Annotated in this window: 12 protein-coding genes; 11 read left to right on the top strand and 1 reads right to left on the bottom strand. The window is 70.9% G+C overall.

Annotated elements, in window-relative coordinates; translation table 11 throughout:
• Positions 1–10: 10 nt before the first annotated feature.
• On the bottom strand, positions 11–1,843 hold the full coding sequence (locus ACZ7G1_RS29760) for a bifunctional metallophosphatase/5'-nucleotidase (RefSeq protein WP_470880408.1): 1,833 nt from the start codon (positions 1,841–1,843) through the stop codon (positions 11–13).
• A gap of 153 nt (positions 1,844–1,996) precedes the next feature.
• On the opposite strand from ACZ7G1_RS29760, the gene mshD reads away from it, so the two are divergent.
• The 11 genes from mshD (at position 1,997) to pstB (ending at position 13,459) form a co-directional block, all read left to right on the top strand.
• Positions 1,997–2,923 (top strand): mycothiol synthase, encoded by a 927-nt coding sequence (gene mshD / locus ACZ7G1_RS29755; protein WP_470880406.1) that lies wholly within the window; start codon positions 1,997–1,999, stop codon positions 2,921–2,923.
• 90 nt (positions 2,924–3,013) lie between these two features.
• On the top strand, positions 3,014–3,403 hold the full coding sequence (locus tag ACZ7G1_RS29750; protein WP_470880505.1) for a GntR family transcriptional regulator: 390 nt from the start codon (positions 3,014–3,016) through the stop codon (positions 3,401–3,403).
• Positions 3,400–4,239 carry an ATP-binding cassette domain-containing protein gene (locus ACZ7G1_RS29745; protein ID WP_470880404.1) on the top strand — a complete coding sequence of 280 codons (840 nt, stop codon included), beginning with the start codon at positions 3,400–3,402 and terminating at the stop codon, positions 4,237–4,239. Before ACZ7G1_RS29750 ends, ACZ7G1_RS29745 begins: the two co-directional genes overlap by 4 nt.
• A complete protein-coding gene (locus ACZ7G1_RS29740; RefSeq protein WP_470880402.1) occupies positions 4,236–5,153 on the top strand; it encodes an ABC transporter permease in 918 nt (305 codons plus the stop codon). The genes ACZ7G1_RS29745 and ACZ7G1_RS29740 overlap by 4 nt, the downstream gene beginning before the upstream one ends.
• A gap of 236 nt (positions 5,154–5,389) precedes the next feature.
• Entirely contained in the window at positions 5,390–7,633 is a 2,244-nt protein-coding gene (locus ACZ7G1_RS29735) for an RNA degradosome polyphosphate kinase (protein WP_470880400.1), read from the top strand.
• Positions 7,620–8,660, top strand: coding sequence for a CHAD domain-containing protein (locus ACZ7G1_RS29730; protein ID WP_470880399.1), 1,041 nt, complete (start codon positions 7,620–7,622; stop codon positions 8,658–8,660). The genes ACZ7G1_RS29735 and ACZ7G1_RS29730 overlap by 14 nt, the downstream gene beginning before the upstream one ends.
• Positions 8,657–9,115: an NUDIX hydrolase gene (locus ACZ7G1_RS29725; RefSeq protein WP_470880398.1), complete on the top strand. Its 459-nt coding sequence runs from the start codon at positions 8,657–8,659 to the stop codon at positions 9,113–9,115. The genes ACZ7G1_RS29730 and ACZ7G1_RS29725 overlap by 4 nt, the downstream gene beginning before the upstream one ends.
• A 239-nt stretch (positions 9,116–9,354) precedes the next feature.
• A complete protein-coding gene (pstS, locus tag ACZ7G1_RS29720) occupies positions 9,355–10,497 on the top strand; it encodes a phosphate ABC transporter substrate-binding protein PstS (RefSeq protein WP_470880396.1) in 1,143 nt (380 codons plus the stop codon).
• 111 nt (positions 10,498–10,608) lie between these two features.
• Positions 10,609–11,583 (top strand): phosphate ABC transporter permease subunit PstC, encoded by a 975-nt coding sequence (pstC, locus tag ACZ7G1_RS29715; protein WP_470880395.1) that lies wholly within the window; start codon positions 10,609–10,611, stop codon positions 11,581–11,583.
• Positions 11,580–12,653, top strand: coding sequence for a phosphate ABC transporter permease PstA (gene pstA, locus ACZ7G1_RS29710; protein ID WP_470880393.1), 1,074 nt, complete (start codon positions 11,580–11,582; stop codon positions 12,651–12,653). Before pstC ends, pstA begins: the two co-directional genes overlap by 4 nt.
• A gap of 29 nt (positions 12,654–12,682) precedes the next feature.
• Positions 12,683–13,459 carry a phosphate ABC transporter ATP-binding protein PstB gene (pstB, locus tag ACZ7G1_RS29705; RefSeq protein WP_470880391.1) on the top strand — a complete coding sequence of 259 codons (777 nt, stop codon included), beginning with the start codon at positions 12,683–12,685 and terminating at the stop codon, positions 13,457–13,459.
• Positions 13,460–13,672: the final 213 nt, after the last annotated feature.

The raw sequence follows: 13,672 nt of genomic DNA, 5'->3' as shown, positions 1-13,672 counted from the left end.
TCCGCGAGGACTACTTCACAACCGTGATCCGGTCCGCCGCCGGGACCTGCAGCGGGGCGGTGGCCGAGGAGTTCTTGGCCAGGTAGGCGTTGAAGACGTCGAGGTCCGAGGCGCCGACCAGCTTGTTGGTGCCGGTGGCCAGGGCCGCGAAGCCGTCGCCGCCGCCCGCGAGGAACTCGTTCATCGCGACGCGGTAGGTCTTCGACGGGTCGATCGCCGCACCGTTCAGCTTGACCGAGCCGTCGACGACGCGGTCCGCGCCCGTCTTGGTCATGTCGAGCGTGTAGGTGAGGCCCTTCGAGACCTGAAGGATCTTGATGGAATTCAGGTTCGAGCCGCTGACCTGCTGCTTCAGCGCGGTGATCAGGTTCGCGCCGGTCAGGTCCACCACGTTCATCATGTTGGTGAAGGGCTGCACGGTGAACGACTCGCCGTAGGTCACCACGCCGTCGCCCTCGGCGCCGGACGCCTTGTAGACCAGGTCGGAGCGGATGCCGCCCGGGTTCATCAGGGCCAGCTGCGCGCCGCCCTTGTCCGCCGGGGCCAGGCCCTCCAGCTGCGCGTCGGCGATCAGGTCGCCGAGCGGCTTCTCGTACGCCGTGGAACCGCGGCCGTTGATGTCGGCGGCGATGAAGCCCTGCGGACGGTTCGCGACCGGAGCGGCGAGCGCCTTCCAGTCGGTGATCAGCTGGGTCAGGTCCGCGGCCTTCGGCACGTCACGCGAGACGACGTGGTTGGCCGAGTCCACCGCCGTACGGACGATGTCCTTGGTGGCGCGGTCGTACGTCAGCGTCGTGTCGGTGTAGAGCTTGCCGAAGGAGGACGCCGAGGTGACCAGCCGCGGGTTGCCCGCCGGGTCCGGGATGCTGCAGACGTACGCCTGGTGGGTGTGGCCCGTGACCAGCGCGTCGACCTGCGGCGAGACGTTCTTCGCGATGTCGACGATCGCGCCGGAGACGCCCTCGCCGTCACCGTCGCCGTCACCGTCGCAGTTGTAGTTGTACGAGGCCGAGGCCGGCATGCCGCCCTCGTGGACCAGGGCGACGATGGACTTGACGCCCTTGCGCTCCAGGACCTTCGTGTACTTGTTGATCGTCTCGACCTCGTCGCCGAACTTCAGGCCCTTGACGCCCTCGGCGGTGACGACGTTCGGAGTGCCCTCCAGGGTCACGCCGATGAAGCCGATCCTGACGCCGTCCTTCTCCCAGATGAAGTACGGGTCGAGCAGCGGCTTGCCGGTCTTCTCCTTCGTCACGTTGGCCGCGAGGTACGGGAAGTCGGCCCCCTCGAACTCCTCGCCCTCCACGAAACAGCCCGCCGTCGGGTGACAGCCGCCGTCCTGCATACGGGCCAGCTCGACAGCGCCCTCGTCGAACTCGTGGTTGCCCACCGAGGTGACGTCCAGGTCCAGCTTGTTCAGCGCCCCGATGGTCGGCTCGTCGTGGAACAGACCCGACAGCAGCGGCGAAGCGCCGATCAGGTCACCGGCGGCCGCCGTGATGGAGTAACGATTCCCCTGCCGCGCCTGGCGCAGGTGCGTCGCCAGGTACTCGACACCGCCCGCGTCGATCTTCTCGGTGGTGCCGTCCTCCTTGGTCCGCGTCACCTGACCCGACGAACCGGCCGGCGGCTCCAGGTTGCCGTGCAGGTCGTTGAAGGACAGCAGCTGGACGTCCACCATCCGCCCCCAGCCCTTGCCGTTCGTCCCCTGCCCCGCGGCGTACGCGTCACCCGCCGCACCGGCCGTCGGCATCGCCGCGACCAGCGCGCCGACCGTGACGAGCCCGGCCCCGGCGGCCAGAATCCGCCGTGCCGTCTTCTTCTTCCCAGTCGTCGCTGCCATCTCTCCCACTCGTCCCCTTGCCCCGTTTCGCGGCCTTGATCTACACCCCCGTTGCGCGTGCAGCCTAGAGTCAACGCGCGTAGCGCAACAGGGGGTGGCTGGTTACAAGACAGTTGCCTCTTGCTGACGAGTCGTCGCCGTAGGCTCGTAGCCATGACTTCCGACGCGGCGCCGGCCCTCGAACCAGGACGGCAGATCCACACGTATGACGAGCTCACGCCGGAGCAGGTCCAGGACGTACTGGACCTGCTCGAGGCGGCCGACCACGCCGACGGGCTGCACGCCGTGTCCGAACAGGGGCGGCTCTACCTGCGCCACGGCCGGCGCGAGGGGGTGACCCACTTCCTGCTCACCGTCGGCCCGAACCTCTACGGCTACGCGCAGCTGGAGGAGACGGACCCCATCGAGGCACCCGCCGCCGAACTCGTCGTCCACCCGGCGAACCGCGGCCGCGGCCACGGCCGGGCGCTCGGCACGGCCCTGCTCACCGCCTCCGGCAAGCGGCTGCGGGTCTGGGCACACGGCGGCAAGTCGGCCGCCCGGCACCTGGCCCAGGTCCTCGGCCTGACGCTCTTCCGCGAACTGCGCCAGCTGCGGCGGCCCCTGGTGCCGCTCGACATCCCCGAGCCGGTGCTGCCCGAGGGCGTCACCGTGCGGACCTTCACGCCCGGCCAGGACGACGCGGCCTGGATCGCCGTCAACGCCGCCGCCTTCGCCCACCACCCCGAGCAGGGCTCGCTCACCCAGCGGGACCTCGACGACCGGATGGCCGAGCCCTGGTTCGACCCGGAGGGCTTCTTCCTCGCGGAGAAGGACGGCCGCCTCATCGGCTTCCACTGGACCAAGACGCACGCCGAGGAGCAGCTCGGCGAGGTCTACGTGGTCGGCATCCTCCCCGAAGCCCAGGGCGGCGGCCTCGGCAAGGCCCTCACCGCCATCGGCCTGCGCCACCTGGCGGCCCAGGGCCTCCCGACGGCCATGCTGTACGTGGACGCCGACAACACGGCCGCGGTGCGCGTCTACGAGGGCATCGGCTTCGCCACGCACGAGGTGGACCTGATGTACCGCACGGAGTCCTGAACACACAAGTGACAGGGGGCGGTTGACACCGCCCCCTTCTTTCCACCACCCTTTCACTACTTGATTAGTGAAAGGGTGGTGGAAGGGATCGTGGTCGAGTACCGCATCGACCGGCGCAGTGGCGTCGCCACCTACCTCCAGATCGTCCAGCAGACGAAACAGGCCCTCCGGATGGGCCTCCTGGAACCAGGCGACCGACTGCCCACCGCACGCGAGGTCGTCGAAGCGACGGCCATCAACCCCAACACGGTCCTCAAGGCCTACCGCGAACTCGAACGCGAAGGCCTCGTCGAGGCCCGCCGCGGCCTCGGCACCTTCGTCCGCGCCACCCTCGGCACCGGCCCCGCCGACTCGCCCCTGCGCGGCGAACTCGCCGACTGGGCACGCCGGGCACGGGCCGAGGGCCTTGAGCGTGAGGACGTGGCCGCGCTCTTCACATCCGTACTGAAGGAACACTTCGAGGGGGACGACGAACGATGACGAAGGACACCGCCCTGGAGGCGGACCTCCTGGGCCTGCGGTACGGGGGAAGAGGCCGCGGCTGGGCCCTGCGCGAGTGCGACTTCACGCTCCCCGCCGGCCGGATCTGCGCCCTCGTCGGCCCCAACGGCGCCGGCAAGTCCACCCTCCTCGCCCTCGCCGCCGGCCTCCTCCGCCCCACCGAGGGCACCCTCAAGGCCCCCGCACGCGAGCGCGTGGCGTACGTCGCCCAGGACAAGCCCCTGCACCCCCGGCTCACCGTCGCCGACACCCTGCGCATGGGACGCGAACTCAACCCCGACCGCTGGGACGAGACCGCCGCCGAACGGGTCATCGCCGGCACGCTCGACCCGCACTCCCTCGTCCGCGACCTCTCCGGCGGCCGGCGCACCCGCGTCGCCCTCGCGCTCGCCCTCGGCAAACGGGCCGAACTCCTGCTCCTCGACGAGCCGATGGCCGACCTCGACCCGCTCGCCCGCCACCAGCTGATGGGCCTGCTCATGGCCGACGCCGCCGACCACGGCACCACCGTCGTCATGTCGTCGCACATCCTCACCGAGCTCGAAGGCGCCTGCGACCACCTGATCCTCCTGCACGGCGGCAAGGTCCGCCTCGAAGGCTCCGTCGACGACCTCCTCGCCGCCCACACCCTCCTCACCGGCCCCATCGCCGACCTCGCCCCCCACACCGTCGTCGAATCCCGCACGACAGGCCGTCAACTCACCGCCCTCATCCGCCCCCAAGGCCCCCTCGAAGGCCCCTGGCAGACCACCACCCCCACCCTCGAAGACCTCCTCCTCGCCCACCTCCGCACCCCCGAAGGAACCCCGGCATGACCAGCCTCGCCCTCAAGGGCCCCTACTGGGTGACGATCCGGCAGTACCGGCGCAGCCTGTGGCTGGCGGTCGCGGCGGTGGTCGCGTCCCTCGCCGTGATGGGCGGACTGCGCTACCTGGACGGCGTGACCGTCGGCACCAACCAGGACAACGGCCACGCGGTCCTGCGCTTCGCCGTCGAGGCGGCCTCCGGCGCCATGGGGCTCCTGCCCCTGCTCGTCGGCGCGTTCGTCGCGGGACCGATGGTCGCCCGCGAGCTGGAATCAGGGACGTACAAGGTCGCCCTGACCCAGTCCGTGAGCCCCGCCCGCTGGCTCGGGACGAAGCTCCTGGTCGCCGGTGCCGTCACCGTCGTCGGCACGCTCGGGCTGATCGGCGCCTACCGGCTCGGCTGGGCGAACTTCGCCGACAGCTGGTCCTTCCTCTGGTACGAGCCCGGCACGTACGCCGCCACCGGCCCCGTCCTGGTCGCCCAGGCGCTGCTCGCCCTCGCACTGGGCGCCCTGATCGGCCTGCTGGCGCGCCGTACCGTTCCCGCCATGGCCCTCACCGGCCTCGTCACCGGCATCACCCTGCTCCTGAGCGGCGGGCTCCGCTGGTCGCTCATGCCGGTCGAGACCCTGACGCGGCCGGTCTCCCCGGGGATCAGCGCCGCCCTGCCCGTCAGCTACCGGGAGACGGCCACCGGGCTGATCACCGGATCCGGCGAACGGCTGCCGCTCACCGCCTGCTGGGAGCGGACCGAGAACTGGGAGATCTGCCCGCCCGACCTGGACGTCGTCGGCCAGTACTGGGACTACCACCCCCAGTCCCACTACTGGCCCATCCAGCTCATCGAGTCCGGCATCCTGCTCGCGCTCGCCGCGCTCGTCGTCTACGCCGCCTTCCGGGTGCTGCGCGCCCGGCATCCGTAGGGGCAGCGGCGGGGGACGGCCGAAGAGGACACGCGTAGACGGAGCGGGGGCGGGGAGGCGTACAAGGCCCTGCCCCCGATTCCCGTACGACATGTCGTCGTTACCGGCCATTCAGACGCGCTTGCGACGCTCACGCAATGAAGCGCTCCGTGTCCAGCCTTCCCAAAGGGAGGCTTCCCAGCCCCACGGCCCGCTCCGACGCGCCCGACCACCCCTTCGCGCGGAAGAATGGGCCCATGAGCCAGCAGCCCGCCGAGGTCCCGGTCCAGTCCTCCGCCACGTCGCCCGTCCAGCCCTCGCTCGGTTCCATAGCCGCGCACCGCCCGCTCGTGGTCAACGCGAGCGCCGTCGCGGACCTGGACCACGACCTGGACTCCGATCCCGACGCGTACGAGGACGACGGAAGCCTGGGCGACGCGCTGCCGCAGGGGCGTTTCCTCGACCGGGAGCGCAGCTGGCTCGCGTTCAACGAGCGCGTCCTCGAACTGGCCGAGGACCCCACGACCCCCCTCCTCGAACGGGCGAACTTCCTCGCGATCTTCGCCTCGAACCTGGACGAGTTCTTCATGGTCCGGGTCGCCGGCCTGAAGCGCCGCATCGCGACCGGCGTGGCCACCCGCTCCGCCTCGGGCCTCCAGCCCCGCGAGGTCCTCGACCTCATCTGGACGCGCTCGCGCGAGCTCATGGCCCGGCACGCCGCCTGCTACCAGCAGGACGTGGCCCCGGCCCTGGCCGACGAGGGCATCCACCTGATCCGCTGGCCCGAGCTCACGGAGAAGGAGCAGGCGCGCCTCTTCACCCTGTTCCGGCAGCAGATCTTCCCGGTCCTCACCCCGCTGGCCGTGGACCCGGCCCACCCCTTCCCGTACATCTCCGGCCTGAGCCTCAACCTCGCCGTGGTCGTCCGCAACCCGGTCAGCGGCCACCGCCACTTCGCCCGGGTCAAGGTCCCGCCCCTCCTCTCCCGCTTCCTGGAGGCCTCCCCGCAGCGGTACGTCCCCCTCGAAGACGTGATCGCGGCACATCTGGAGGAGCTGTTCCCCGGCATGGAGGTGCTCGCGCACCACATGTTCCGGGTGACGAGGAACGAGGACCTGGAGGTCGAGGAGGACGACGCCGAGAACCTGCTCCAGGCCCTGGAGAAGGAACTCATGCGGCGCCGCTTCGGCCCGCCGGTGCGCCTGGAGGTCGAGGAGTCCATCGACCCGTACGTCCTCGACCTGCTCGTCCGCGAGCTGAAGATCTCCGACGCCGAGGTGTACCCGCTGCCCGGCCCGCTCGACCTCACGGGCCTCTTCGGCATCGCCGGGCAGGACCGGCCCGAGCTGAAGTACCCGAAGTACGTGGCCGGCACCCACCGGGACCTCGCCGAGGTCGAGTCGGCGTCCGCGCCCGACATCTTCGCGGCGCTGCGCGAGCGGGACGTGCTCCTGCACCACCCGTACGACTCCTTCTCGACCTCCGTCCAGGCCTTCCTGGAGCAGGCGGCGGCCGACCCGGACGTCCTCGCGATCAAGCAGACGCTGTACCGGACCTCCGGCGACTCGCCGATAGTGGACGCCCTCATCGACGCCGCCGAGTCCGGCAAGCAGGTCCTCGTCCTGGTCGAGATCAAGGCCCGCTTCGACGAGCAGGCCAACATCAAGTGGGCCCGGAAGCTGGAGGAGGCCGGCTGCCACGTCGTCTACGGCCTGGTGGGCCTCAAGACCCACTGCAAGCTCTCCCTGGTCGTCCGCCAGGAGGGCGAACTCCTGCGCCGCTACTCGCACGTCGGCACCGGCAACTACCACCCGAAGACCGCGCGCCTCTACGAGGACCTCGGCCTGCTCACCGCCGACCCGCAGGTCGGCGCCGACCTCTCCGACCTGTTCAACCGGCTCTCCGGCTACTCCCGCCGCGAGACCTACCGCCGTCTGCTCACGGCCCCCAAGTCGCTGCGCGACGGGCTGGTCTCCCGGATCACCAAGGAGATCGCCCACCACCGCGCCGGCCGGCCCGCGTACGTCCGGATCAAGGTCAACTCGATGGTCGACGAGGCCGTCATCGACGCCTGCTACCAGGCCTCCCGGGCCGGAGTCCCCGTCGACATCTGGGTCCGCGGCATCTGCGCCGTACGCCCCGGGGTCACCGGCCTCTCCGAGAACATCCGGGTCCGGTCGATCCTCGGCCGCTTCCTGGAGCACTCCCGGGTCTTCGCCTTCGGCAACGGCGGCGAACCCGAGGTCTGGTTCGGCAGCGCCGACATGATGCACCGCAACCTGGACCGCCGCATCGAGGCCCTCGTCCGCGTCACCGACCCGGCCCACCGGGCCGCGCTCACCCGGCTCCTGGAGACCGGGATGTCCGACACCACCTCCTCCTGGCACCTCGGGCCCGACGGGAACTGGACGCGCCACGCGACCGACCCCGAAGGCCGCCCCCTGCGGCACGTCCAGGAGATGCTCATCGACGCGCGGAGGCGCCGGCGTGCACAACCCTGACCACTCGGCGGACATCACGGCGGGCGACGTCCTCGCCCCCTATCTGCACGCCCGGGCCGCGGACTTCCTCCGCGGCCTGCGGCTGCACCACGAGAGCGGCTCCGACACCGCCGGAGCGGAGGAGGCCGCCCGCACGCTCCGCGCCGCCGCCCGCCGCATCAGCGCCACCCTGCACACCTTCCGGCCCCTCCTCGACAGCACCTGGGCCGACCACCTCCGCGCCGAGCTCGCCTGGCTCTCCGGCACCCTCGCCCTGGAGCACGCCTGCACCTCCCGCCTCGTCCGCCTCGTGGACGCCCTGTCCCGCCTGACGAACGGACCGGCCCCCACCGGCCCCGGCGCCGCGGCCCCCACCGCCCCCGGCGCCCCCCGCGGCGGCCCGCCTGTCCCCGCCGCCCGGGGCAGCGAGGCGCACGGACTCACCGTCGGCGCCGCCCGCGCCGGCGCCCTCCTGGAACGACAGCTCACCCTGGCCCGTACGCGCGCCCACTCGGCCGCGCTCCAGGCGCTCGGCTCCTCCCGCTTCCACGCCGTCGCCGACGCCGTCGCGCTCCTCGCCTCCGAGGTGCCGCTCGGCCCCGTCGGCGCCGGCCCCGCCGTCGAGGTCCTCGACGGCCCCGCCGAGGCCGCCGAGCGACGCCTGCTCGACGCGGTCGCCGCCCTCCCGCTGACCCGGGCGGCCCACCCGTACAACGCCGCGGCCCTCGGGCTCGGCGCCGGCGAGATCCAGGACGCGCCCTGGCACCAGACCCGGCTCCTGCTGCGCCTGCACCGGTACGCCTCCGAGGCCCTGCACACCGGCGGCGAACCCGACTCCGCGCTGTACGAGGCGGCCCGCGCCCTCGACCGGCACCGCGACGCCGCCGAGGCCGCCACCGCCGCCGCCACCGCGGCCCGCACCCCCCGGATCGCCCCCGCCACGGCGTACGCCCTCGGCGTCCTCCACGCCGACCAGCGCCACGAGGTCGAGGCCGCCCGCTTCGCCTTCCAGCACGCCTGGCGCCGCACCACCGCCCCCGTCCCATGACCTCCTCCCCCGCCCCCTCCCCGGCCCCCGTCCTCGCCGCCGGCTGCGTCCTCTGGCGCCCGGCGCTTTCCGGCCACGGCATCGAGATCGCGGTGGTCTACCGGCCGAAGTGGGCGGACTGGTCCCACCCGAAGGGCAAGCTGAAGCGCGGCGAGGGGGCGCGGGCGGGGGCCCGGCGCGAGGTCCGGGAGGAAACCGGCATGAACTGCGCGCTGGGCACCGAGCTGCCCACCGTGCGCTACCGGGTCCAGGGCCGCCCCAAGGAGGTCCGCTACTGGGCGGCCCAGGCCACCGCGGGCTTCTTCGCACCGAACCGCGAGGTCACCCGGCTGCTCTGGCTCCCCCCGCGCGCCGCGCGCGCCCGCCTCACCCAGGACCGGGACAGGGAACTCGTCGACGCCCTCCTCGGCGCGCTCGCCTCCGGCACCACGTCCCCCGGCAGCACGACGACCTGAACCGACGACCTGAACCGACCACCTGAACGGACCACCGCCAGGACCCCGCACCCGGGCTTACGGCACGGTTCACTTTCCGTTCACTCTCCTCCGTCGACCGCTTCACCTGTTCTGCCTAATTTCGGCCTTACACGGTGCACGGAGCACAGCGATGCACCCACCAAACCGACACACGCCGTCGTAGAACGTTCAGGACAACGGGTCCGCGACAAGACGGCTTCTGGAAGGAACACCCGAAAGTGAAGCTTTCGCGCAACAACGGGCTTCGCGCCTCCGCGATCGGTGCCCTCGTCGTCTCCGGCGCGCTCGTCCTCTCGGCGTGTGGTTCGGACAACAACACGGAGACCCCGACCAAGGACGGCTCCACCAAGACCACCGCGGCCGCGTCGAACATCGCCTGTGACGGCGCCAAGGGCCAGCTCCTGGCCGCCGGCTCCAGCGCGCAGAAGAACGCCATGGACCTGTGGGTCAAGAACTTCCAGGCCGCGTGCTCCGGCGTCGAGGTCAACTACCAGGCCATCGGCTCCGGCGGCGGCATCACCAAGTTCAATCAGGGCCAGGTCACCTTCGCCGGCTCCGACTCCGCCCTCAAGGACGAAGAGGTCGCCGAGTCGCAGAAGATCTGCAAGGGCGGCAAGGGCATCAACCTGCCGATGGTCGGCGGCCCCATCGCCATCGGCTACAAGCTGGACGGCGTGGACAACCTCGTCCTGGACGCCCCCACCCTGGCCAAGATCTTCGACACGAAGATCACCAAGTGGAACGACCCGGCGATCGCCAAGCTGAACCCGGGCGCGAAGCTCCCCGACACCACCATCCAGGCCTTCCACCGCTCGGACGAGTCGGGCACCACCCAGAACCTCGGCAAGTACCTCTCGGCCACCGCGAAGGCCGACTGGAAGTACGACCCGAAGACGAAGTCGTGGCCCGCCCCGGGCGGCCAGGCCGCCAACGGCTCCTCCGGTGTCGCCACCGCGGTCAAGGACGCCGAGGGCTCCATCGGCTACTTCGAGCTCTCCTACGCCACCGCCAACAAGATCTCCACGGTCAGCATCAACACCGGTGCCGCCGCCCCGGTCGCCGCGACCACCGAGAACGCCTCGAAGGCCATCGCCGCCGCCAAGGTCAAGGGCACCGGCAGCGACCTGGCCCTCTCCCTCGACTACACCACCAAGGCCGAGGGCGCCTACCCGCTGACCCTGGTCACGTACGAGATCGCCTGCGACAAGGGCAACAAGGCGGAGACCCTGCCGACCCTGAAGGCGTTCCTCACCTACACCGCCAGCGAGGAGGGCCAGAAGGTCCTCTCCGACGCCGGCTACGCCCCGCTCCCGGCCGAGATCGCGGCCAAGGTCCGCGCGATCGTCCCGACCCTGTCCTGACCCCCGGCCGGGTCCGGCCCCCCGCCCGACGGGGGGGCCGGACCCGGCATCCGGTGCACCGCCGCCAGGAGCCCGCACACGCCGTACGGGCACCGCAGACCGGAGAAGCAGATGGCTACCACCACACCAGACATACAGAGGAGCCGGCGCGCCAAGAGCGCGACCCGCCCCGGGGACCGCATCTTCAGCGGCCTGTCCCGAGGCTCCGGCATCACCCTCCTCGTGATCATGGCCGCGATCGCCGGCTTCCTCACCTACCGCGCCGTCCTCGCCATCTCGAAGGACAGCACGAACTTCTTCACCACCTTCGAGTGGAACCCCGCCGCGAACCCGCCGGTCTTCGGCATCGCGGTCCTCGCCTTCGGCACCGTCGTCTCCTCGGTCATCGCGATGCTCATCGCCGTGCCCGTCGCGATCGGCATCGCGCTCTTCATCTCGCACTACGCCCCGCGCAAGCTGGCCAAGCCGCTCGCGTACGTGGTCGACCTGCTCGCCGCCGTGCCCAGCATCATCTACGGCCTCTGGGGCGCGATCTTCCTCGTCCCCTACCTGGACGGCCTCAACAAGTGGCTCGACCAGTACCTGGGCTGGACGTACATCTTCGACAAGTCCAGCGACGGCGTCGCCCGCAACCTCTTCACCGTGGGCATCCTGCTGGCCATCATGATCCTTCCGATCATCACCAACGTCACCCGTGAGGTCTTCCTCCAGGTCCCCCGGATGCACGAGGAAGCCGCCCTCGCCCTCGGCGCCACGCGCTGGGAGGTCATCCGCATGTCGGTGCTGCCCTTCGGCCGCTCCGGCATCATCTCCGCCTCCATGCTGGGCCTCGGCCGCGCACTCGGCGAGACCATGGCCGTCGCCGTGGTCCTCTCCCCCAGCTTCCTCATCTCGGGCCACCTGCTCGACCCGGGCGGCGGCACCTTCGCGCAGAACATCGCCGCCAAGTTCAACGAGGCCAACGAGTACGGCCGCGACGCCCTGATCGCCTCCGGCCTCGTCCTCTTCGTCATCACCCTGCTGGTCAACGGCGCCGCCCGCTGGATCATCGGCCGCCGCAAGGAGTACTCGGGGGCAGCGGCATGAGCCACGCCATACAGGATCGTCCGGTCACGGCGGCCCCGCGCCGCCGCTCCCTCTCCCACGCCCGGCTCCCCCGCTGGACCCCGGCCGCCATCGCCGCCGGCTCCCTCGCCGGAGGCATCGGCATCGGCCTCGCCGCGGGCTGGCACAGCAAGGTCCAGTGGGGCCTGATCGCCGCGCTGCTCTTCGTCCTCGTCACCTTCGCCGTGACCACCAAGGTCGAAGGCCGCCGCCAGGCCAAGGACCGCGTCGCCACCAGCTTCATCTGGGTCTCCTTCGTCCTCGCCGTCATCCCCCTGCTCTCCCTCGCCTGGGTGACGATCAGCAAGGGCATGGAAGTCCTCGACGTCTACTTCCTGACCCACTCGATGAACGGCGTCCTCGACGCCGAGGCCGGCGGCGGCGTCTACCACGCGCTGCTCGGCACCATCGAACAGGTCGGCATCGCGACCCTGATCGCCGCGCCGATCGGCCTCCTGACCGCGGTCTACCTCGTCGAGTACGGCGGCGGAAAGCTCGCCCAGGCCGTCACCTTCTTCGTCGACGTCATGACGGGCATCCCGTCGATCGTCGCCGGCCTCTTCATCCTCTCCACCTGGACCCTGATGCTGGACTTCGGTCCCTCCGGGTTCGCCGGAGCGATGGCCCTCGCCATCCTGATGATGCCGGTCGTGGTCCGCTCCACCGAGGAGATGCTCAAGCTCGTCCCGAACGAGCTCCGCGAGGCCTCCCTCGCCCTCGGCATCCCCAAGTGGCGCACCATCCTGAAGGTGGTCCTGCCCACCGCGATCGGCGGCATCACCACGGGCGTCATGCTCGCGGTCGCCCGCATCACCGGTGAGACGGCCCCCGTACTCCTCCTCGTGTTCGGTACGAAGCTCATCAACCCGAACCCCTTCGAAGGCGCCCAGTCCTCCCTGCCGCTCTACGTGTACGAGCAGTACGCGGTCGGCACCGACGCCGCCGTGGCCCGCGCCTGGGCCGCCGCACTCGTCCTGATCGCCTTCGTCATGATCCTCAACCTGGTGGCCCGCGGCATCGCCCGCTGGAAGGCCCCCAAGACCGGCCGCTGACCGCGGCATCATTGGAAGTAGTGATTCACATGGCCAAGCGAATCGACGTCAGCGGCCTCTCCGCCTACTACGGCGCCCACAAGGCGATCGACGACATCTCGATGACCGTCGAGCCCCGCTCCGTGACGGCCTTCATCGGCCCCTCCGGCTGCGGCAAGTCCACCTTCCTGCGCACCCTGAACCGCATGCACGAGGTCACCCCCGGCGGCCGCGTCGAGGGCAAGGTGATGCTGGACGACGAGAACCTGTACGGCTCCCACGTCGACCCCGTCGCCGTGCGCCGTACGGTCGGCATGGTCTTCCAGCGCCCCAACCCCTTCCCCACCATGTCGATCTTCGACAACGTGGCGGCGGGCCTGCGGCTCAACGGCAGCTACAAGAAGTCCGAGCTCAACGACATCGTCGAGCGGTCCCTCAAGGGCGCCAACCTCTGGAACGAGGTCAAGGACCGCCTCAACAAGCCGGGCTCCGGCCTCTCCGGCGGCCAGCAGCAGCGCCTCTGCATCGCCCGCGCCATCGCGGTCGAGCCCGACGTCCTCCTGATGGACGAGCCCTGCTCGGCCCTCGACCCGATCTCCACCCTCGCCATCGAGGACCTGATCGGCGAGCTCAAGGAGCGCTTCACGATCGTCATCGTGACGCACAACATGCAGCAGGCCGCCCGCGTCTCCGACCGCACCGCGTTCTTCAACCTCGCGGCGGTCGGCCAGCCCGGCAAGCTCATCGAGCTCGACGACACCGAGCGCATCTTCTCCAACCCCAGCGTCCAGGCCACCGAGGACTACATCTCCGGCCGCTTCGGATAACCCATACCCCATGCGGCTCCGCCGCGTGGCCGTCTTGTGGTGCTGCATGGCGGTGCCACCACAAGACGCAGGGCCCGGGTCCCCCCCAGGGGGGGGGGGCCCACTTCCCTCCGCTTTTTCCCCCCTCCCCCCCCCCGCCCAAAAAAAACCTCCCCACGGAAGCACCCCCCCGCCCTACCACCACCCCCGACGAAAGTGGAACGACGCCCCCCC

It is taken from the genome of Streptomyces sp. NPDC037273, assembly GCF_055603625.1.
This window is presented reverse-complemented; position numbering and strand designations above follow the sequence as displayed.

Excerpts from the sequence above, each read along its gene's own strand:
- ACZ7G1_RS29760 (WP_470880408.1), bottom strand. The coding sequence starts at position 1,843 with ATGGCAGCGACGACTGGGAAGAAGAAGACGGCACGGCGGATTCTGGCC.
- mshD (WP_470880406.1), top strand. The coding sequence starts at position 1,997 with ATGACTTCCGACGCGGCGCCGGCCCTCGAACCAGGACGGCAGATCCAC.
- ACZ7G1_RS29745 (WP_470880404.1), top strand. The coding sequence starts at position 3,400 with ATGACGAAGGACACCGCCCTGGAGGCGGACCTCCTGGGCCTGCGGTAC.
- ACZ7G1_RS29740 (WP_470880402.1), top strand. The coding sequence starts at position 4,236 with ATGACCAGCCTCGCCCTCAAGGGCCCCTACTGGGTGACGATCCGGCAG.
- ACZ7G1_RS29735 (WP_470880400.1), top strand. The coding sequence starts at position 5,390 with ATGAGCCAGCAGCCCGCCGAGGTCCCGGTCCAGTCCTCCGCCACGTCG.
- ACZ7G1_RS29725 (WP_470880398.1), top strand. The coding sequence starts at position 8,657 with ATGACCTCCTCCCCCGCCCCCTCCCCGGCCCCCGTCCTCGCCGCCGGC.
- pstC (WP_470880395.1), top strand. The coding sequence starts at position 10,609 with ATGGCTACCACCACACCAGACATACAGAGGAGCCGGCGCGCCAAGAGC.
- pstA (WP_470880393.1), top strand. The coding sequence starts at position 11,580 with ATGAGCCACGCCATACAGGATCGTCCGGTCACGGCGGCCCCGCGCCGC.
- pstB (WP_470880391.1), top strand. The coding sequence starts at position 12,683 with ATGGCCAAGCGAATCGACGTCAGCGGCCTCTCCGCCTACTACGGCGCC.